This is a genomic window from Kribbella pittospori (assembly GCF_004331465.1).
Taxonomy (GTDB): Bacteria; Actinomycetota; Actinomycetes; order Propionibacteriales; family Kribbellaceae; genus Kribbella; species Kribbella pittospori.
Map to the genome: position 1 here is coordinate 900,241 of NZ_SJKB01000001.1, position 18,847 is coordinate 919,087.

The following is an 18,847-nucleotide window of genomic DNA, read 5'->3' on the forward strand; positions in this document are numbered from 1 at the left end:
ACTGCGCGGCACTCGGCACGGCACCTCGCCGCACTGGCGCAAAGGCCACGATGCTCCGCATCGAGACCTTCGCTCCAGCACGCCGATGCACCGCACCGAGCACCTGCTCGCAACGGCGCAGGACCATCAGACACCCCCTGGGCGACAACTGATCCGGGAGTGATCGCGTGACGTCGATCGCGGATCAGCCCAAGAAAGCCCAGGACGAGCGGCCGTGGCTGGCCGCCATCCGCGAGGTGCTCGACCGGCCGCTGACGTCGTACCACATCCTGCTCGGTGCGACCGGCCTGCTGCTGGTGCTCGGGCTGCTGATGGTGCTGTCGGCGTCCAGCGTGCTGTCGCTGCGGGCGAACGGGAACAGCTACACGATCTTCGTCCGCCAGCTGATCTGGGTCGGCGTCGGGCTGCCGATGGCGTACGTCGCGTCCCGGATGACGCCGCGGCACTTCCGCATGCTCGCGTACGTCGCTCTGCTCGGCTCGGTGTTCCTGCTGGTGCTGACCTACGTGCCGGGCCTCGGCGTCGGTGTGAAGGGCAACACGAACTGGCTGAACCTCGGTGGACCGCTGCAGATCCAGCCGAGTGAGTTCGCCAAGCTGGCGCTGGTGATGTGGTGCGCGGACCTGTACGCGCGCAAGGAGAAGCTGCTCACCCAGTGGAAGCACCTGCTGGTCCCGATGGTGCCGGTCTGCGGTCTGGTGATCGCACTGGTCGTCGGCCAGCACGACCTCGGTACGGCGCTGGTCCTGATGGCCGTGATGATCGGCATGATCTGGGTGGTCGGAGCACCGACGCGGTTGTTCATCGCGACCATCACGGTGGTCGGCACGATCGCGTCGTACTTCGTCATCACCGCCAAGCACCGGATGGACCGGGTCTCGTCGTTCCTGGATCCGTTCACCGACCCGTCCGGTGTCGGCTGGCAGGCGTACCACTCGTTCTACGCGCTGTCGACCGGCGGCTGGTGGGGTGTTGGCATCGGCAACAGCCGGCAGAAGTGGGGCAACCTGCCGGAGGCGCACACCGACTTCATCTTCTCCGTGATCGGTGAGGAACTCGGCCTGTTCGGGTCGCTCACCGTGCTGGCCCTGTTCCTCACCCTGGCCTACGCCGGGGTGCGGATCGCGACCCGGAACACCCAGCCGTTCGTCCGCTATGCGGCGGCCGGGATCACGGTCTGGATCATGGCGCAGACCCTGGTCAATCTGGGTGCCGTGATCGGACTGCTACCCATCGTGGGGATTCCGCTCCCGCTTTTGTCGTACGGTGGTTCCGCACTGCTGCCGACGCTGATCGCGATCGGCATGCTGCTGTCCTTCGCGAAGGCCGAACCCGGCGCGCAGGCCGCCTTGAAGGAGACCAGGCGGTCGCGGTTCGGGTGGCTGCCTTCGCGGCGTACGCCCTAAACGAGAACACGCGGGAGCGTTGAAAGCTGTGCCCAGCATCGTCCTGGCCGGTGGAGGATCCGCCGGCCACACCTCACCCCTGATCGCCACCGCCGACGCCTTGCGCCGCATCGACCCGACGGTCGAGATCCTCGCCCTCGGCACCGAGCGTGGCCTGGAGACCCGCGTGATTCCCGAGGCCGGCTACCGGCTGGAGTTGATCCCGCCGGTGCCGCTGCCGCGCAAGCCCACGCCGGCCCTGTTCGCCGTCCCCGGGAAGATGCTCGCCTCGGTCAGCGCCGCCCGGAGGATCCTGGACGAGGCGAAGGCCGACGTCCTGGTCGGCTTCGGCGGCTACGTCTCCACCCCCGCGTACGTCGCGGCGTGGCGGCGGAAGACGCCGATCGTGGTGCACGAGGGCAATGCGGTGCCAGGGATCGCGAACAAGTTCGCCGCCCGCTACTGCACGCAGCACGTGAAGACGTCCTTCCCCGGCTCCGACCTGCCACACGCGGAGTACGTCGGCCTGCCGATCCGGCGAGCGATCTCCACACTGGACCGGGCCGCGCTGCGCGCCGAGGCTCGTCAGTTCTTCGGACTGGACCCGGACGCGCCGACGCTGTTCGTGACCGGTGGTTCGCAGGGCGCCCAGCAGATCAACCAGGCCGTCTCCGGCGCCGCCGCGGACCTGCAGGCAGCCGGGATCCAGGTGCTGCACGCGATCGGCCCGAAGAACACCCTCGAGGTCCCGCAGACCGGTCGCTACCCGTACGTCGTACTGAACTACGTCGACCGGATGGATCTCGCCTACGCCGCGGCCGACCTGGTCGTCTGCCGCTCGGGTGCGAACACGGTCACCGAGGTGTCCGGTGTCGGCCTGCCGGCCATCTACGTTCCGCTGCCGATCGGTAACGGTGAGCAGCGATTGAACGCGAAGCCGGTGGTGGACGTGGGTGGAGGTGTGCTGATCGACAACGCGGAGATGACGACCGACTGGGTCCGCGCCAACGTGCCACAACTTCTGCACGACCGCGAGCGTCTGACAGCCATGTCCACAGCAGCGACGGGCGTGATCCGGACGGATGCCGACGATCGATTGGCGCGGATCATCCTGGATGTGGTGGGGTCTGCTTCGTGATCGTCACCGCTCCTGACACAACGCTGCCCGCTGAGAAGCTGGGCAGAGTGCACTTCGTCGGTATCGGCGGCGCCGGTATGTCCGGGATCGCCCGGATCATGGCGTCCCGCGGCATCGAGGTGTCCGGCTCCGACGCCAAGGACGGGAAGGTGCTGGCCGCGTTGCGCGCGCTCGGTGCCACCTGCTGGGTCGGCCATGCCGCCGAACACGTCGCGGCCGTGGACACCGTGGTGGTGTCGACCGCGATCCGCGAGACCAACCCCGAGGTGGTCGCGGCACGGGCTGCCGGGATCCCGATCCTGCCGCGAGCCGCCGCACTCGCCTCGGTCATGGTCGGCCGCCGGACGCTGGCGATCGCCGGTACGCACGGCAAGACGACCACGACCTCCATGCTGACCGTCGCGCTGCAGCACTGCGGGGCGGATCCGTCGTACGCGATCGGCGGCAACCTGAACGAATCGGGCTCAAACGCTCACGACGGCAGCGGCGACCTGTTCGTCGCCGAGGCGGACGAGTCGGACAAGTCGTTCCTGACCTACACGCCCGAGGTGTCGATCGTCACCTCGGTCGAGCCGGACCACCTGGACAACTACGGCGACGAGGCCAGCTACCGGAAGGCGTTCGAGGAGTTCTGCGGTCGCGTGCTGGCCGGCGGCTTCATGGTGATCTGCCACGACGACGCGGGTGCGCGCCGGTTGGCGGCGTACGCGCGTGAGCAGGGGATCGACGTCCGCACGTACGGCGAGTCGGAGGACGCGGACCTGCGCGTCACCGAGATCACGGCCACCGGGGCCACCCAGTCGTTCGTGCCGGTGTACCGCGGCCGGAAGCTGCCGATCGTGCAGTTGCAGCAGGCCGGCAAGCACAACGCGCTGAACGCATCGGCCGCGCTGACGGTCGGGCTGAGCCTCAGGTTCTCTGCGGCCGACCTGGCTGAAGGGCTGGCGTCGTTCACCGGCACCGGGCGGCGGTTCGAGTTCAAAGGTCTCGAGGACGGCGTGCGGGTGTTCGACTCGTACGCTCACCACCCGACCGAGCTGGCCGTCGACCTGACCGCGGCCCGGCAGGTCGCGGGGGAGGGCCGCGTGGTCGCGTGCTTCCAGCCGCACCTGTTCAGCCGGACCAGGATCTTCGCCACCGAGTTCTCAGAGGCGCTCGCGCTGGCCGACGAGGTCGTCGTGATGGACGTCTTCGCCGCCCGTGAGGACCCGGAGCCCGGTGTCACCGGTGCCCTGATCGCGAACCACGTGCCGCTGAAGCCGGAGCAGGTCCGTTTCGAGCCGTCGTGGTCCGCGGTACCTCAGCTGGTCGCCGATCTCGCCGAGCCGGGCGACCTGGTGGTGACGCTGGGCGCCGGCGACGTGACCCTGATCGGGCCGGAAGTCGTTGGTCTGCTGGCCGAACGCGCCGCCGCCCGCGAGTCTGCGGCCGACGCCCTCGCTCCTGTGGTGGAGTAATTGCGTGGGGTTCGTTGAATGAGCCAGAGCGCTGATCTGGCTCGGGCACAGCAGCGGTTCGCGCGCCGGCAACGGCTCGTGCGGTGGCGGAGTTGGCTGCCGTGGGCCATCGGCGGCGCACTGGTCGTCGTGGCCGCTGTGGTCGTCTGGTTGTTCTACTACTCGTCCGCCTTCGCAGTCGATGGCGTCCGGGTGAGCGGCGCGGACACGGTGCCGGTAGCAACGATCCAGAACGTCGCCGAGGCGCCGGTCGGGACGCCATTGGCGAAGGTCGATCTGCGGTCGATCGCAGACCGGGTCCGGACCATTCCGGCGGTGGCAGACGCGCAGGTGACCCGCGCCTGGCCGAACAAGGTCGTGATCGTCGTCACGGAACGGGTCCCGGTGGTGGTCGTCACCGACGGGTCGCGGTACGAGTTGGTCGACGCGACCGGTACGACGTTCAAGACCGTGCCGGACCGGCCGGCCGGGCTGCCGGAGGCCAAGGTGACCGGCGCCCGGCGGGACGTGACGGTGCACTCGGTGGTGACGGTTTCGGCCGCGCTTCCGGACGCGTTGCGCACCCAGGTCGAGTCGATCTCGGCCGCGTCGCCGGACTCGATCACCCTCAACCTGTCGTCCGGGGTGAAGGTGGTCTGGGGCAGTTCCGATGACAGCGAGCGCAAGGCGGAAGTACTCAGCGTGCTGATGAAGCGCAAGGCGAAGGTGTACGACGTCTCGGCGCCCGATCTCCCTGTCACCAAAGGGGAAAAGCGATGACGGATCACATCCCGGGGCACGTGCGGCGAGGCGCGTGGACTTTGGCCGGAAGCGTCCCGTAGCGTGCGTCGTAATCTAAAGTTGACATAACTCTAAGCATTCAGTTGAGGTTCAGTCTTTTCGCTGGACAACGGGAAACGAACGAGGCGAGAGGCGCGGACGTGGCGGCACCGCAGAACTACCTGGCACTCATCAAGGTCGTCGGCATCGGCGGAGGCGGCGTGAACGCCGTCAACCGGATGATCGAGCACGGTCTGAAGGGCGTTGAGTTCATCGCCATCAACACCGACGCGCAGGCGTTGCTGATGAGCGACGCGGACGTCAAGCTCGACATCGGCCGGGAGGAGACCCGGGGCCTCGGCGCCGGCGCGAACCCGGCCATCGGGCAGAAGGCCGCCGAGGACCACGCGGAGGAGATCGAGGAGGCGCTCAAGGGCGCCGACATGGTCTTCGTCACCGCCGGCGAGGGCGGCGGCACCGGCACCGGCGGCGCTCCCGTCGTGGCCCGGATCGCCCGATCGCTCGGCGCTCTGACCATCGGTGTGGTGACCCGGCCGTTCTCGTTCGAGGGCAAGCGCCGCGCGACCCAGGCCGAGGACGGCATCAGCACCCTCCGCGAGGAGGTCGACACGCTGATCGTGATCCCGAACGACCGGCTGCTGACGATCTCCGACCGCGCCGTGTCCGTGCTGGACGCGTTCAAGCAGGCCGACCAGGTGCTGCTGCAGGGTGTTTCCGGCATCACCGACCTGATCACCACCCCCGGTCTGATCAACGTGGACTTCGCCGACGTCAAGGCGGTCATGTCGAACGCCGGATCCGCGTTGATGGGCATCGGCTCGTCCCGCGGCGAGGACCGCGCGGTCGCGGCGGCCGAGGCGGCCATCTCCTCGCCGTTGCTCGAGGCAAGTATCGAGGGCGCGCACGGCGTACTGCTGTCGATCGCCGGCGGCTCCGACCTGGGCCTGTTCGAGATCAACGAGGCGGCCCAACTGGTCTCGGAGTCCGCGCACACGGACGCGAACATCATCTTCGGTGCGGTCATCGACGACGCGCTCGGCGACGAGGTGCGGGTCACCGTGATCGCGGCCGGGTTCGACGGCGGGATGCCGAAGCGCCGCGAGCAGGCGATGAACTCGGCTCGCCCGCAGACCACCCGTCCGGCCACCGAGACGTACTCGGCGCCGATGTCCGGGACGACGAACCCGCCGGCCCAGAGCGGTCAGCAGGCTGGTCAGCCTCCGACCGGGCAGCCGGGGCAGCCGCCGGCAGGGCAGCCCGGCGCCGGCCAGTCCGCAGCCGGTCAGCCGGCCGCGGGTCAGGGCTCGACGGGACAGGGCACGCCGGGGCAGGCCGGGTCCGGGCAGGGCACCGCGGGGCAGAACGCTGGTGCAGCCGCGGGCACCCCGGCCGGCCAGGCCACGACTCCGCCGGCTCCCACCGACGACACCGTCCCGGTTCCGGCCCCGACCGAGGGCCGTCCAGGAGCGGGTACGACGAACTCGGCGCGCTCGCAGTCCGGCGACCCGGTTCGCACCGTGCCGTCGCAGCCCGCGCCGCACACGCCGGCCACTCCGACCTCGCCGCACTCGTGGCCGACCAACGGTCCGAGCAACTCGCCGGCCGGCGGTTCGTCGTCCGGTTCGACCTCCTCGCAGCCCGCTCCGGCCCGCCCGGTGCGGAAGCCGGAGCCGGAAGAGGACCTCGACATCCCGGACTTCCTCAAGTAGCTCGCGAGGTCAGACCTGCCGGGGTCGGTAGACCGATACGAGGACGCCGTACCGCGACTCGCCCGGGCCGGCGTCAGTGAGTCCGTCGACGATCTGCCTGAGGTGATCGGACAGTTCGGCGACTTGCTCGCGCGTCAGCCGGATGTTGCGGAGGATGACCATCGGGTCGTCGTCAGCGGTGAGCAACTCGGCTCCGACTGCCTGCAGTGTGACCGTGTTGTTCGCCCGCGCGCCTTCGCCGACGAAGTCGAACTTCCGGGCCGCGCGCTGGTAGTACTGCTCGGTCCCACCCCGCACCTGCCGGGTCCCGGCGGGCTGCACCATGCCCGCATCCCGTAGTACGCCGAGATGATGGGCCACGTTCCCCTTCGCCGTCCCGAGCATGGTCGCCAGTTGGCTGATCGTCGCCGCCTCCTGGCCGAGCGCGAACAGCAACCGTTGTCGTAGTGGATGCCCGAGCGCCTTGAAGTGCTCGGCGCTGGACACCACGAAAAGATCGGCCATCTCCGTCATGGATTAAGCGTCAATAGTTCTTGACGCTTTGTCAATCCGCATGCTTCACTCCTGGCCATGAATCCTGAGGAGATCCAAGCCGTCCTCCGTGCCCTGGCGGCCGTCGTGGCCGAGCATTATGTGTTCCCCGAGGTCGGCGCCGAGGTCGCAGCGCGCCTGATCGGCGCCGCCGAGTCCGGCCGGTACGACGAACTCGGCACACCCGAGCGGTTGTCCGAAGTCGTGACCGCCGATCTGCAGCTGGGCAACAACGACCTGCATCTGCGCCTGATGTTCCACCCCGGCGAGGTTCCTGACGAGGAGGACCCGGCGGCCGAGGAGGCGTACTGGCTGCGGCGGGCCGAGCTCGACGCCGGCGGTGTCGGACGGATCGAGCGGCTGGACGGCAACATCGGCCTGCTCGAGCTCCGGCCGCTGCTCTACGACCCGGCACACGCCGGCGCCGCGATGACCGCGGCACTCTCGATGGTCGCGACCACCGACGCCTTGCTGATCGACCTACGGCGCTGCGTCGGTGGATCACCGGAGCAGGTCGCCCTGGTCTGCGGCCATCTGTTCGGACCGGAGCCCGTGCATCTCAACGACCTGGTCACCCCGTCCGACGGCACGGTGCGGCAGTACTGGACCACGCCGTCTGTCGGCGCGCCTCGCTTCGGCGCTACCAAGCCGATCTGGGTACTGACCAGTGCGTCGACGTTCTCGGGTGGCGAGGAGCTGTCCTACGACCTGCAGCAGCTCGGCCGGGCGGTGATCGTCGGCGAACGTACGCGGGGCGGTGCGCACCCCCGTCGCGGATTCAAGCTGCACTCGCACCTGGAGGCGACGGTCCCGGTGCAGCGGGCGATGAACCCGATCTCCGGCACCAACTGGGAGGGTACGGGCGTCGCTCCGGATATCGAGGTACCGGCAGCCGACGCGTTCACTGTCGCCTACCGGCGTGCGCTCGAACACGTCCTGACGCTGTCGTCCGATCCGGACCGCCGAAGTGTGACCGACGAAGCGCGGGCGGTACTGGGTGCCGCGGTTGTGGCTGGGTAATCTTCTGGCGTGTTCAGTTACGACGAGGTTCTCGGTTCCGCCCGCTTCGCCGTCACCGACCGCTTCGGCGGTGTGAGCACGGCGCCGTACGGCGAACTGAACCTCGGCGGATCGGGTGAGGATCCGGAGCTGATCGCGGAGAACTTCCGCCGGATCGCGGCAGCCTTCGGCGTTGAGCCGGAGGCAGTCGTCCGGGTCAGCCAGGTCCACGGGCGCGACGTTCATGTGGTCCGGCCGGGCGACGAGTTGCCGGCCGACCCGACACCTATCGCGGACGCGATCGTGACGACCAGGTCCGATGTGGTGCTGGCCGTCCGTGCCGCCGACTGCCTTCCGGTCTTGCTGGCCGATTCCGAGCAACACGTGATCGGTGCCGCCCACTCCGGACGCCCGGGGATGTACGTCGGCGTCGTACCGGCGACCGTCGAGGCGATGCGTGACCTCGGTGCCCGGAACATCACCGCCGTACTCGGGCCGCATGCGTGTGGGAAGTGCTACGAGGTGCCCGCGCAGATGCGGGCCGAGATCGCGGAGCGGGTGCCGGCGTCGTACTCCGAGACCAGTTGGGGTACGCCGGCCGTCGACGTGGCGGCCGGAGTGAAGTCGCAGCTCGCCGAGCTCGGGGTCGAGGTGATCGACGCGACCGCGTGCACGATCGAGTCGGAGAACCTGTACTCGTACCGGCGCGAAGGCAAGGTCAGCGGACGCCTGGCCGGTCTGGTCAAGCTGGCTGTGAAGTGACAACAGCATGAGGACACGCGCCCAGGAACTACAGGGCAACCTGCAGCAGGTCCGGGAACGGATCGAGAAGGCCTGTCAGGCGGCCGGGAGGTCTCCGGACGAGGTCACCCTCGTCGCGATCACCAAAACCTTCCCAGTCAGCGACGTACGGGCGCTGGGAACCCTCGGGATCCGGGACGTGGGGGAGAACCGCGAGCAGGAGCTCAAGGCGAAGGCACCGGAGTGCCCGGATCTGACCTGGCACTTCGTCGGGCAACTGCAGTCGAAGAAGGCCCGTTCGGTCGCGCGGAACGCGTCGATCGTGCACTCCGTGGACCGATCGTCACTGGTGGTCGCGCTGTCGAAGGCCGCTGTCGCCGAGGAGAAGACCCTTCGCTGCCTGCTCCAGGTGAGCCTGGCGTCGTACGGATCGAGTGAGGCCGCGACCGGGGCCGAGCGCGGTGGCGTCGAGCCGGACGCCGTACCGGAACTGGCCGCTGAGGTCGCGGCGGCGGACGGGCTGGAGTTGGGTGGCGTGATGGCGGTTGCGCCGCTCGGATCGGACCCGGACGAAGCGTTCGCCGGGCTGCAAGAAGTAGCGTCGCGGCTACGCTCCGAACACCCCGGTGCGGACTGGATCTCGGCCGGGATGACGGGTGATCTGGAGGCCGCGATCAGGCGCGGCGCGACACACGTCCGGCTCGGGCGCGCCTTACTCGGTACGCGTCCTCCACTCGGTTAGTGTCGACATCGAGCAGGTTTTGCTTCCTGCTCACCGTTGTCGTCGAACCGGGATCGAGGGGCTGGAGGGCCATGAGCGGCGCACTGCGCAAGATGGGTGTGTACCTCGGCTTGGTCGAGGACGGGGAGCGCTACAACGCTCGCTACGACGACGAGTACGACGACTACGAAGAGTACGACGACGAAGCCGTCGACGGGGAGTCCCACGAGCCCGAGCCGGTGCCCGCCGGCCGGGAGAGCCGCGAAGCCCGTGAGTCCCGCACCGAGTCGCAGTCGCACTCGGGTCGCGAGGAGCAGGGCGCAACGGTGAGCAAGTTTCCAGATCGACGTGGTGTAGCACCGTCCCCGGAGGTTACCGAGTTGGCCCGCATCACCACCGTGCACCCGCGCAGCTACAACGAGGCGCGAGTCATCGGTGAGCACTTCCGCGACGGCACGCCCGTCATCATGAACCTGACCGAGATGGACCACGCGGACGCCAAGCGGCTGGTCGATTTCGCCGCCGGGCTGATCTTCTGCTGCCGTGGTTCGATCGAGCGGATCACCACCAAGGTGTTCCTGGTCTGCCCGCCGAACGTGACAGTGGCCGCCGAGGAGAAGGAGAAGATCGCCGCGGACGGGTTCTACAACCAGAGCTGACCCGAACCCTTCGCCGGTCTTCTACACTCATTGACGACATGGTTGCTCTAGCGCTCGTCCTCAGTGTTCTGTACTGGGTGCTGCTCGCCTTCTTCCTGGTGCTGGTGGCGCGGTTCGTACTCAGTCTGATCGTCATGTTCGCGCCGCAGTGGCACCCGAAAGGCCCCCTGCTGCTGTTCTTCGAACTGATTTACTCCGTCACCGATCCGTTCCTGCGGCCGCTGCGGCGGATCCTGCCCCCGATCGGGGCCGGCGGAATCCGGATCGACCTGTCCATGCTGATGCTGTTCGTGATCGTCTCCGTGGCGATGTCGATCAACTCGACCGCACTCGGATCGCTGTGACCCAGCGGATCGGGGCGGACAGGGAACCGGCGGAGGTTCTGCCGGGCCGGAGGGTGAGGACGCCGGGGACTGGGTAGGTAGAGTCTCGACGAAACGGCTGAGTTGTCGAGCCGCTCCGCGGGGGCAGTGGGAGCGTTATCGCCCGCCCGGATTCCGTCAGAACACAACGAAGCGATAACGTGATCTACTGAGTCGCCGAGGTGAAGGCCACGGGGACTCCGCCAAGACACAGACAAACGAGGTGAAAGATGCCGCTGACGCCGGATGACGTCCGCTCGAAGCAATTCACGCCCGTCCGACTACGGGAGGGCTACGACGTCACAGAGGTCGACTCCTTCCTCGACGAGGTGGAGGCCGAGCTCGAGCGACTTCTCGCCGAGAACGAGGAGCTGCGGGCCAAGCTCGCGGCGGCTCAGCGCGCGGGCGCGGGACAGGAGCGGCCGGTCGTCGACCAGACCGCTGCGCTGCCGCCCGTCGTGCAGCAGCCCAAGCCCCCGGTCGTGGTCGAGAAGCCGGAGGAGAAGCCACCCGTGGTGCCCGCTGTAGCGGCCGCGGGGGCTGCTGCGGCAGCAGGCACTGTCGGAGACGCGTCCAGCTCCGCCGTGCGGCTGCTGGAAATGGCGACCAAGCACTCCGACGACCTGGTCCAGGAGGCGAAGGACACCGCCGACAAGATCATCGGCGAGGCCCGCGCCAAGGCCGAGCGGCTGGAGAACGAGGCGCGTGGCAAGGCCGACCGGATGACCGGCGAGGCCCGTGCCCGCGCCGAGAAGCTGGACGGCGAGATCGCCGAGCGCCGCGCCCAGATGCTGGGGACCCTGGAGAAGCAGAAGGGCCAGCTCGAGCGCACGATCGACGACCTGCACGCCTACGAGCGCGAGTACCGCAGCCGGCTGAAGACGTACTTCACCGAGCAGCTCAAGGCGCTCGGGAACGGCGACGACACGCTGAGCCCGCGCAACGGCTTCCGCCCGGAGGCCCGCGCCCAGGCTCACGGTCACGGCGTCTAAAGAAACCTCGCGAAGAGGCGGTGCTTTCCGGCAGCACCGCCTCTTCGGCATGTCTGGCCACTTCTGACGCACCGTCCCTTCGTGGTGACAGGGTGTCAGGGCCAGGCCAGCGGATCCTTCCGGCCACTGAGCGTCTCGACGTCAGTGAGCCGTAGCCGGTACGGCGTCAGCCGTAGCAGCGAGGGCGATTCCCCGGCCGGGCCGTCGGGGAACACACTCCAGAAGTCGTAGCCGAGCGGTGCCGGCTCGCCCCGGTACAACTCCCAGACTCGTTGCCGGGTCGCCACATCGGCGATCCACTCCCCGCGGCAGTCCGCGACCGCGACCTCATGACCGGGCTCCCAGCAGCTGCAGCTCAGATACGGGCTGTAGGCAAGATGTCGCACCTTCACCGGCGTCGCCCGTGTGACGATCCACCCGGTCAGCTCATCCGCTTCGCCGACGGCGTGGTGTTCCAGCATCTGGTCGCCGGCCCGGTGACGATCAGCACACTGGCCGAGCAGCGGGAAGCCATCGGGCGGCGCTGGAGTCAGAACTTCGTCAAGCTTCGGGACGAACGGGTCGAGGCCGCGCGCCTGCTGCTGGTCGACACGATCAAACAGCTCGGCGCGAGCCCGTCGATCCGGGCCCGCGCCGTCCGTCCACCCCGCTAGCTCAGACCTTGTCTCAGCTCAGGCCTTGGCCAGCCAGTAGGTCAGTTGCAGTTCCTCTTCGGTGCCGGTGGCAACATCCGCCGACTCGGTCGGGGCGGTGTAGGCCACCTCGACTGCCAGGACCTCGCGGGCGATCTCATCGCCGTGCTTGCCGAGGGCATCGGTCAGTTCGGTGTCGGTCGAGGTGAGCCAGACCTTGATCCGGTCCGAGACCTCGAGGCCGGCGTTCTTCCGGGCCTCCTGCAGGGTCCTGATGACCTCGCGGGCCAGACCGGCCTGCTTGAGCTCCGGGGTGACCTCGAGGTCGAGGGCAACGGTTTCGCCCTGCTCGTTCACCACGGACCAACCTTCGCGCGGCCGCTCCGACAGCAGTACCTCGGACTCGCCGACCTCGACGTCCTCGCCGTCCACCACGACGGTCGCCGTGCCCGACTCCTTCAGTGCGGCGGCCAGGGCGGCGGCGTCGGCCGCGGCGATCGCGGCGGCGACCACCGGGGTCTGCTTGGCGAATCGCTTGCCGAGCTCGCGGAAGTTGCCCTTGGCGGAGAACTCGACCAGGTCCGCGCCGGCCGAGGAGAGCGGTTCGACCGAACCCACGTTGAGCTCGTCGGCGATCTCCCGCAGCAACTGGGGCGACAGGTCAGCGATCGCGGCCGATCCGACCAGTGCCCGGGACAGCGGCTGGCGCGTGCGCACCTTCGCCTCCGCCCGCGCCGACCGGCCGAGCTCGACCACGCGACGCGCCATCGACACATGCTGCGCGAGGGCGTCGTCGATGAGGCTCTCGTCGTACGCCGGGAACGTCGCCAGGTGCACCGACTCCGGCAGATCGGGCGTGACCGGGCGGAACACGTCCTGCCAGACCCACTCGGTGACGAACGGCGTCAGCGGCGCCATCACCCGGGTCAGCGTTTCAAGTGTCTCGTGCAGTGTCGCCAGCGCGCCGCGGTCACCGGCCCAGAACCGGCGACGCGATCGCCGGACGTACCAGTTCGAGAGCACGTCGACGAAGCCGCCGATCGCGGTGCCCAGCTTCTGCGTGTCGTAGACGGCGTACGCCTCGTCGGCGTCGCGGACCAGCCGGTGTGTCTCGCCGACCAGCCAGCGGTCGAGCACCGATCGCTCGGCGACCGGCGGCGCGTCCGTCGGAGACCAGTCGGCCAGCCGTGCGTACAGGGCGTGGAAGGCGACGGTGTTCCAGTAGGTGAGCAGCACCTTCCGGACGATCTCGTTCAGCACGTTCGGCCCGATGCCACGGGCCTTCCACGGCGACCCGGACGCGGCCATGAACCAGCGCACCGCGTCCGCGCCGTGGTCGTCCATCAGCGGGATCGGCTCGAGGATGTTGCCCAGGTGCTTGGACATCTTCCGGCCGTCCTCGGCCATGATGTGGCCGAGGCAGACGACATCGCGGTACGGCGACTCGTCGAAGACCAGCGTGCCGATCGCCATCAGCGTGTAGAACCAGCCGCGGGTCTGGTCGATCGCCTCGGAGATGAAGTCGGCCGGGTAGGTCTGCTCGAACTTCTCCTTCGAGCCCTCGGCCCACGGGTAGCCCCACTGCGCGAACGGCATCGAGCCCGAGTCGTACCAGGCGTCGATCACCTCGGGCACCCGGCGGGACTCCGCGCCGCAGGTCGGGCAGGCGAAGGTGATGTCGTCGACGTACGGCCGGTGCGGATCGGTCTCGCTCAGGTCCCGGCCGGCCAGGTCGCCGAGCTCGGCCAGCGAGCCGACGCACACCTGGTGGTCGTCGGCGCAGCGCCAGATCGGCAGCGGCGTACCCCAGTAGCGGGACCGGGAGACGGCCCAGTCGATGTTGTTGCGCAGCCAGTCGCCGTACCGGCCCCACTTGACCGAGTCCGGGTACCAGTTGGTCTTCTCGTTCTCCCGGAGCAGCGCGTCCTTCACCTGGGTGGTGCGGATGTACCAGGACGGGAGGGCGTAGTACATGACCGGGGTGTGGCAGCGCCAGCAGTGCGGGTACGGGTGCTCGTACGGTACGTGCTTGTAGAGCAGGCCGCGGTCCTGGAGGTCCTTGACCAGGGTCTCGTCGGCCTTCTTGAAGAACTGCCCGCCGACCAGCGGCACGTCCGCGGCGAAGTGGCCGTTGCTGTCGACCGGGTTCACGATCGGCAGGTCGTACACGCGGCTGACTGCGAGGTCGTCCGCACCGAACGCGGGGGACTGGTGCACCAGACCGGTGCCGTCTTCGGTCGTGACGTACTCGGCGAGCACGACGTAGTGCGCCGGCTCGGGGAACTCGACCAGCTCGAACGGTCGCTGGTAGGTCCAGCGCTCCATCTCACGACCGACGTACCGGCCGGTGACCGTCCAGCCCTCACCGAGCCGATCCAGCAGGGGCTCCGCCACGACGAGCGACTCGGTGCCGTCGGTCGCGACGACGTACTCGACGTCGGGGTGAACTGCGACAGCAGTGTTTGAAACGAGCGTCCAAGGCGTCGTGGTCCAGACGAGCAGCGACGCCTGACCGGCCAGCGGTCCGGAGGTCAGCGGGAAGCGGACGTAGACCGAGGGGTCGACGACCGTCTCGTAGCCCTGGGCCAGCTCGTGGTCGGACAGACCGGTGCCACAGCGTGGGCAGTACGGCGTGATGCGGTAGTCCTCGACCAGCAGGCCCTTGTCGTGGATCTGCTTCAGCGACCACCAGACCGACTGCACGTACGGCGCGTCCATGGTCCAGTACGGGTGCTCCAGGTCCACCCAGTAGCCCATCCGCCGGGTCATGTCCTCGAAGGCTTCGACGTGCCGCACGACCGACTCGCGGCACTTGGCGTTGAACGCGGCGATGCCGTACGCCTCGATGTCGTTCTTGCCGGTGAAACCGAGTTCCTTCTCCACCGCGACCTCGACCGGGAGGCCGTGGCAGTCCCACCCGGCCTTGCGCTCGACCCAGAAGCCCTTCATGGTCCGGTAGCGCGGGAACACGTCCTTGAAGACGCGCGCCTCGATGTGGTGGGTGCCGGGCATGCCGTTCGCCGTCGGCGGGCCCTCGAAGAACGTCCACGGCTGTCCGCCGGCGGATTGCTCGAGGCTCTTGGCGAAGGAATCCTGCTCCTCCCACCGGGAGAGCACCTCGCGCTCGAGCGCGGGGAAGTCAACTTGTGCCGGGACCTGCCGCCACGGGGTCCCCGGGGTGTCTGCCGCCATCTTTCGTCGTCCTTCGTCGCCAGTGACTTGCTGACGAGGGACGAAGTACCAGGCTTTGGTCGCCGGATACCGCGCGGTACCACCCTCCTTGGTAACTCCCGGTGGAGCTACCCACTTCCTTCCCGCGCCGCGGCCGGTTCTAATAGGTCCTTGCGGACCGTTCTTCCGGCGGCTCCGGGGTGATGGCCCCATCACTGCCTTTGCGGATCGCGGTTGTCAGTGTACGGCGTAGTACCAGGCAACTACGAATCGTTAATCAGTGGTCAGGCGAGAATTCAGGGATGAGAATTCTCCTGCGGGCCGGACCGGGTGCTTCCCGGATCGCGACCGGTCCGTGGCAGGACGTCAAGGGGGAGGAGAGCGACATCCGGCCGACGCATCGAACAGATGCTCGGCTGAATTCCAGTTGGGTCCGAACTGATGCTCGTTCGGAACGAAAGACTCGGGTGGTGAGACAGTCGCAGGTGCGACTGTGACGCGCGGAACATCGAGTGGGCTTGAAGAACCGACTACCGTATGTCCACGGTCTGCGCGTCGGACTGGCACGTGGTGAACACGTGGCCTACTGTCTTGCGACCAGTCCGCTTCAGTCTCCGACGAAGGCAGGGGGTAGCTGACCATGGCTACATCGGCTCCCAAGAAGACCGCCCCCGAACGCACCGCCGCGGCCAAGAAGAGCGCCGCGAAGAAGACGACCGAGCAGGCCAAGACCACGGCCCGCAAGAAGGCGCCGGCGAAGACCTCGCCCGCCAAGAAGACTTCCGCGGCGAAGAAATCCACCGCCGCGGCGAAAAAGACAGCTGCGAAGACCCCTGCCAAGAAAGCTCCGACGAAGAGGGTGGCCATGAAGACGAACGAGAACAGGGCCCCGGCAACGGCGCCGGCGAAGTCCGCAGCACGCAAGGCTGAGACCCTCGCGGTGAAATCCGGGGAGACCCCGTGGACGACGGCCGAGCTGACGGAGTTGCGCGGCGAGCTGGAAGCCGACGTGGTGCACCTGCGGGAGGAGATCCGCGACGCCGAGCAGGAGATCGTTGGACTGCTCCGCGACGGTGGTGACGGAGCCGGTAACGACCAGGCCGACGTCGGCTCCACCACGCTGGAGCGCGACCACGAGATGTCGCTGGCCAACAACGCCCGGGACATGCTGGACCAGATCGAGCGGGCGCTGGCCCGGATCGAGAACGGCACCTACGGCATCTGTGAGAGCTGTGGCAACCCGATCGGCAAGGGTCGGTTGCAGGCGTTCCCGCGTGCGACACTGTGCGTGTCATGCAAAGAACGCGAAGAACGCCGCTGAACCAGACCTCGTCCCGTCAGGCGGGGGACGACGCTGAACCGACGCCGGAACCGGCCGACCAGGAGTCGGCCGGTTCTCCGTCGTCTCCGGACGCTGACGCGCCGGAGGCCGTCTCGCCGGACCCTGTCTCGCCGCCGCCGAAGAAGTCCTGGAAGTGGACCCTCATCCTCGCCGCCGTGGGGCTGGTCATCCTCGGGCTGGATCAGGTGACCAAGGCGCTGGCGCTGCAGCATCTGACGCCGGGTGAGCCAGTGAACGTGATCGGCAGCCTGCTGAAGTTCAATCTGATCCGGAACTCCGGGGCCGCGTTCAGTCTCGGCGCCGGGTATACGCCGTACATCAGCGTCATCCAGATCACCGTCGCGGCCGGGGTCATCTACCTGTCCCGGCGGCTGGGGTCGGTGGGCTGGGCGATCGCGTTCGGGCTGCTGTTCGGCGGTGCGGTCGGCAACATCATGGATCGGGTCTTCCGGGAGCCGTCGCCGTTCCACGGGCACGTGATCGACTTCCTGCAGACCCCGCACTGGGCGATCTTCAACGTCGCCGACATGGCGGTCACCACGGCCGCCTGCCTGCTGGTCCTCCAGACCCTGCGCGGCGTCCGCCTGGACGGTACGAAAGACCACCGGAAGTGAGTGACTCCCGGACCGTGATGGTGCCGGACGGGCTGGCCGGCGAGCGCCTGGATGCGGCGCTGTCCCGCCTGTTCGGCGTGTCCCGGACCAAGGCTGCCGAGCTCATCGAGTCGGGCCTGGTCCAGGTCGACGGTGCTCCGGCGCCCAAGTCGTCCCGGGTGGCGGCCGGCGTACTGCTGGATGTCGAGCTACCGCCTCCGCCCGGCGAAGTGACCGTCGTGCCCGAGACTGTGGACAACCTCCGGATCGTGTACGACGACGACGAGATCATCGTGGTCGACAAACCGGTCGGAGTGGCCGCCCACCCGTCGCCCGGCTGGACCGGCCCGACCGTGATCGGTCACCTGGCCGGAGCCGGCTTCACCATCTCCACCAGTGGCGCCGCCGAGCGCAAGGGCATCGTGCACCGTCTCGACGTCGGCACGTCCGGCCTGATGGTCGTGGCGAAGACGGAGTACGCGTACACCGTGCTCAAGCGCGCCTTCAAGGAGCGCACGGTCAAGAAGATCTACCACGCGCTGGTCCAGGGCCACCCGGACCCGTTCACCGGGACCGTGGACGCGCCGATCGACCGGCACCCCCACCACGACTACAAGTTCGGCGTCGTCGCGGGCGGCAAGCCGAGCGTCACCCACTACGAGACGCTCGAGGCGTTCCGGTACGCGACCCTGCTCGAGATCACCCTCGAGACCGGCCGCACCCACCAGATCCGCGTGCACATGTCCGCGATCGGCCACCCGTGCTGCGGTGACCTGACGTACGGCGCTGACCCGGTGCTCGCCGAGCGGCTCCAGCTCACCCGCCAGTGGCTGCACGCGATGCGCCTCGGCTTCAACCACCCCGGCACCGGCGAGTACGTCGAGTTCACCTCGAAGTACCCGGACGACCTCGACCATGCGCTGGACCTGCTCGTGGACTCGCAGTGAGGCTGTATCTGTCCTCGTTCCGCCTGGGCGACCATCCTGAGCACCTGGTCGCTCTCCTGCCGCCGAGCGGCCGGGTCGCCGTCGTTTGCAACTCGATCGACTTCGAGGAGCCCGGCGAACGCGAGGAGAAGGTGGCGGCCGAGATCGCCTGGCTGACCGAGCTGGGTCTGCGTCCGGAGGAGCTCGATCTGCGTGAGTCCGCCGACTTCTCGACGTACGACGGAGTCTGGGTCCGCGGTGGGAACGTCTTCGTCCTCCGGCAGGCCATGGCACGCTCCGGCGCCGACCAGACGCTCCCCGAGCTGATCCGCTCCGAGCAGCTCGTGTACGCCGGGTACAGCGCGGGACCGTGTGTCCTCGCACCCAGCCTGCGCGGGCTCGAACTGTGCGACGACGTCGACGCGGTCGACGGCGAGGTGATCTGGGACGGCCTCGGCGTACTCGACCACGCGATCGTCCCGCACCTCAACTCGCCCGGCCACCCGGAGATGGAGTTCCTGGAGAAGGTCGCCGAGCTGTACGACCGGACCGGTGTGGCCTACCTGCCGATGCGCGACGGCCAGGCCTTGGTCGTGGACGGCGAGCGCCGCGAACTGGTGTGATCCTGGTCTGATCCACGACCGGATAGCGGGCGGTGCCCGCGCGGATCGGTGAGCCGGTGAAGAACTGTCGGCCGGCCCGCATAGGC

19 protein-coding genes are annotated in these 18,847 nt (G+C 68.4%); 16 read left to right on the forward strand and 3 right to left on the reverse strand.

Going from position 1 to position 18,847, the window contains the following annotated elements:
- Positions 1-167 precede the first annotated feature (167 nt).
- From ftsW to ftsZ, 5 genes are all read left to right on the forward strand, one after another.
- Complete coding sequence (gene ftsW / locus E0H73_RS04110) at positions 168-1,406, forward strand: putative lipid II flippase FtsW (protein WP_131351401.1); 1,239 nt, start codon at positions 168-170, stop codon at positions 1,404-1,406.
- A 28-nt stretch (positions 1,407-1,434) separates the two neighbouring features.
- Positions 1,435-2,523 (forward strand): undecaprenyldiphospho-muramoylpentapeptide beta-N-acetylglucosaminyltransferase, encoded by a 1,089-nt coding sequence (gene murG, locus E0H73_RS04115; protein WP_131351404.1) that lies wholly within the window; start codon positions 1,435-1,437, stop codon positions 2,521-2,523.
- Positions 2,520-3,980: a UDP-N-acetylmuramate--L-alanine ligase gene (gene murC, locus E0H73_RS04120; RefSeq protein ID WP_131351407.1), complete on the forward strand. Its 1,461-nt coding sequence runs from the start codon at positions 2,520-2,522 to the stop codon at positions 3,978-3,980. The genes murG and murC overlap by 4 nt, the downstream gene beginning before the upstream one ends.
- A gap of 18 nt (positions 3,981-3,998) precedes the next feature.
- Positions 3,999-4,739, forward strand: coding sequence for a cell division protein FtsQ/DivIB (locus E0H73_RS04125; RefSeq protein ID WP_131351410.1), 741 nt, complete (start codon positions 3,999-4,001; stop codon positions 4,737-4,739).
- 161 nt (positions 4,740-4,900) lie between these two features.
- A complete protein-coding gene (ftsZ, locus tag E0H73_RS47025; protein ID WP_131351413.1) occupies positions 4,901-6,469 on the forward strand; it encodes a cell division protein FtsZ in 1,569 nt (522 codons plus the stop codon).
- A gap of 9 nt (positions 6,470-6,478) precedes the next feature.
- Here the strand turns inward: ftsZ and E0H73_RS04135 are convergent, their stop codons facing one another.
- Positions 6,479-6,982 carry an ArsR/SmtB family transcription factor gene (locus E0H73_RS04135; protein ID WP_202867191.1) on the reverse strand — a complete coding sequence of 168 codons (504 nt, stop codon included), beginning with the start codon at positions 6,980-6,982 and terminating at the stop codon, positions 6,479-6,481.
- Positions 6,983-7,039: 57 nt separating this feature from the next.
- On the opposite strand from E0H73_RS04135, the gene E0H73_RS04140 reads away from it, so the two are divergent.
- From E0H73_RS04140 to E0H73_RS04165, 6 genes are all read left to right on the forward strand, one after another.
- Positions 7,040-8,020, forward strand: a complete 981-nt coding sequence (locus E0H73_RS04140) for a S41 family peptidase (RefSeq protein ID WP_131351416.1) — start codon at positions 7,040-7,042, stop codon at positions 8,018-8,020.
- A 9-nt stretch (positions 8,021-8,029) separates the two neighbouring features.
- On the forward strand, positions 8,030-8,761 hold the full coding sequence (pgeF, locus tag E0H73_RS04145; protein ID WP_131351419.1) for a peptidoglycan editing factor PgeF: 732 nt from the start codon (positions 8,030-8,032) through the stop codon (positions 8,759-8,761).
- 7 nt (positions 8,762-8,768) lie between these two features.
- On the forward strand, positions 8,769-9,482 hold the full coding sequence (locus E0H73_RS04150; protein ID WP_131351422.1) for a YggS family pyridoxal phosphate-dependent enzyme: 714 nt from the start codon (positions 8,769-8,771) through the stop codon (positions 9,480-9,482).
- Positions 9,483-9,553: 71 nt separating this feature from the next.
- The gene (locus E0H73_RS04155; RefSeq protein WP_131351425.1) at positions 9,554-10,120 is read left to right on the forward strand and encodes a cell division protein SepF; all 567 of its coding nucleotides are present in this window, start codon (positions 9,554-9,556) and stop codon (positions 10,118-10,120) included.
- 38 nt (positions 10,121-10,158) lie between these two features.
- Entirely contained in the window at positions 10,159-10,464 is a 306-nt protein-coding gene (locus E0H73_RS04160) for a YggT family protein (protein WP_131351428.1), read from the forward strand.
- A 248-nt stretch (positions 10,465-10,712) separates the two neighbouring features.
- Positions 10,713-11,474 (forward strand): DivIVA domain-containing protein, encoded by a 762-nt coding sequence (locus tag E0H73_RS04165; protein WP_131351431.1) that lies wholly within the window; start codon positions 10,713-10,715, stop codon positions 11,472-11,474.
- Positions 11,475-11,569: 95 nt separating this feature from the next.
- On the opposite strand, the gene E0H73_RS04170 is transcribed toward E0H73_RS04165, so the two are convergent.
- Entirely contained in the window at positions 11,570-11,860 is a 291-nt protein-coding gene (locus tag E0H73_RS04170) for a hypothetical protein (protein WP_131351434.1), read from the reverse strand.
- Between E0H73_RS04170 and E0H73_RS04175 the strand changes: the two genes are divergently transcribed.
- Positions 11,852-12,127: a hypothetical protein gene (locus E0H73_RS04175; RefSeq protein ID WP_131351437.1), complete on the forward strand. Its 276-nt coding sequence runs from the start codon at positions 11,852-11,854 to the stop codon at positions 12,125-12,127. The genes E0H73_RS04170 and E0H73_RS04175 overlap by 9 nt on opposite strands.
- 18 nt (positions 12,128-12,145) lie before the next feature.
- Here E0H73_RS04175 and ileS read toward each other — a convergent pair whose 3' ends face one another.
- Positions 12,146-15,298 (reverse strand): isoleucine--tRNA ligase, encoded by a 3,153-nt coding sequence (gene ileS, locus E0H73_RS04180; RefSeq protein WP_131351440.1) that lies wholly within the window; start codon positions 15,296-15,298, stop codon positions 12,146-12,148.
- A gap of 619 nt (positions 15,299-15,917) precedes the next feature.
- Here ileS and E0H73_RS04185 point away from each other — a divergent pair.
- From E0H73_RS04185 to E0H73_RS04200, 4 genes are read left to right on the forward strand one after another with little or no spacing between them, the layout of a single operon-like run.
- Positions 15,918-16,598: a TraR/DksA family transcriptional regulator gene (locus E0H73_RS04185; protein WP_131351443.1), complete on the forward strand. Its 681-nt coding sequence runs from the start codon at positions 15,918-15,920 to the stop codon at positions 16,596-16,598.
- Entirely contained in the window at positions 16,571-17,233 is a 663-nt protein-coding gene (gene lspA / locus E0H73_RS04190) for a signal peptidase II (RefSeq protein WP_165555481.1), read from the forward strand. The genes E0H73_RS04185 and lspA overlap by 28 nt, the downstream gene beginning before the upstream one ends.
- A gap of 17 nt (positions 17,234-17,250) precedes the next feature.
- On the forward strand, positions 17,251-18,159 hold the full coding sequence (locus E0H73_RS04195) for an RluA family pseudouridine synthase (protein ID WP_131352523.1): 909 nt from the start codon (positions 17,251-17,253) through the stop codon (positions 18,157-18,159).
- Positions 18,156-18,761 carry a Type 1 glutamine amidotransferase-like domain-containing protein gene (locus tag E0H73_RS04200; RefSeq protein ID WP_131351447.1) on the forward strand — a complete coding sequence of 202 codons (606 nt, stop codon included), beginning with the start codon at positions 18,156-18,158 and terminating at the stop codon, positions 18,759-18,761. Before E0H73_RS04195 ends, E0H73_RS04200 begins: the two co-directional genes overlap by 4 nt.
- Positions 18,762-18,847: the final 86 nt, after the last annotated feature.

Excerpts from the sequence above, each read along its gene's own strand:
- E0H73_RS04125 (WP_131351410.1), top strand. The coding sequence starts at position 3,999 with ATGAGCCAGAGCGCTGATCTGGCTCGGGCACAGCAGCGGTTCGCGCGC.
- E0H73_RS04135 (WP_202867191.1), bottom strand. The coding sequence starts at position 6,982 with ATGACGGAGATGGCCGATCTTTTCGTGGTGTCCAGCGCCGAGCACTTC.
- E0H73_RS04140 (WP_131351416.1), top strand. The coding sequence starts at position 7,040 with ATGAATCCTGAGGAGATCCAAGCCGTCCTCCGTGCCCTGGCGGCCGTC.
- E0H73_RS04150 (WP_131351422.1), top strand. The coding sequence starts at position 8,769 with ATGAGGACACGCGCCCAGGAACTACAGGGCAACCTGCAGCAGGTCCGG.
- E0H73_RS04155 (WP_131351425.1), top strand. The coding sequence starts at position 9,554 with ATGAGCGGCGCACTGCGCAAGATGGGTGTGTACCTCGGCTTGGTCGAG.
- E0H73_RS04160 (WP_131351428.1), top strand. The coding sequence starts at position 10,159 with ATGGTTGCTCTAGCGCTCGTCCTCAGTGTTCTGTACTGGGTGCTGCTC.
- E0H73_RS04165 (WP_131351431.1), top strand. The coding sequence starts at position 10,713 with ATGCCGCTGACGCCGGATGACGTCCGCTCGAAGCAATTCACGCCCGTC.
- E0H73_RS04175 (WP_131351437.1), top strand. The coding sequence starts at position 11,852 with ATGTCGCACCTTCACCGGCGTCGCCCGTGTGACGATCCACCCGGTCAG.
- ileS (WP_131351440.1), bottom strand. The coding sequence starts at position 15,298 with ATGGCGGCAGACACCCCGGGGACCCCGTGGCGGCAGGTCCCGGCACAA.
- E0H73_RS04185 (WP_131351443.1), top strand. The coding sequence starts at position 15,918 with ATGGCTACATCGGCTCCCAAGAAGACCGCCCCCGAACGCACCGCCGCG.
- lspA (WP_165555481.1), top strand. The coding sequence starts at position 16,571 with ATGCAAAGAACGCGAAGAACGCCGCTGAACCAGACCTCGTCCCGTCAG.
- E0H73_RS04195 (WP_131352523.1), top strand. The coding sequence starts at position 17,251 with ATGGTGCCGGACGGGCTGGCCGGCGAGCGCCTGGATGCGGCGCTGTCC.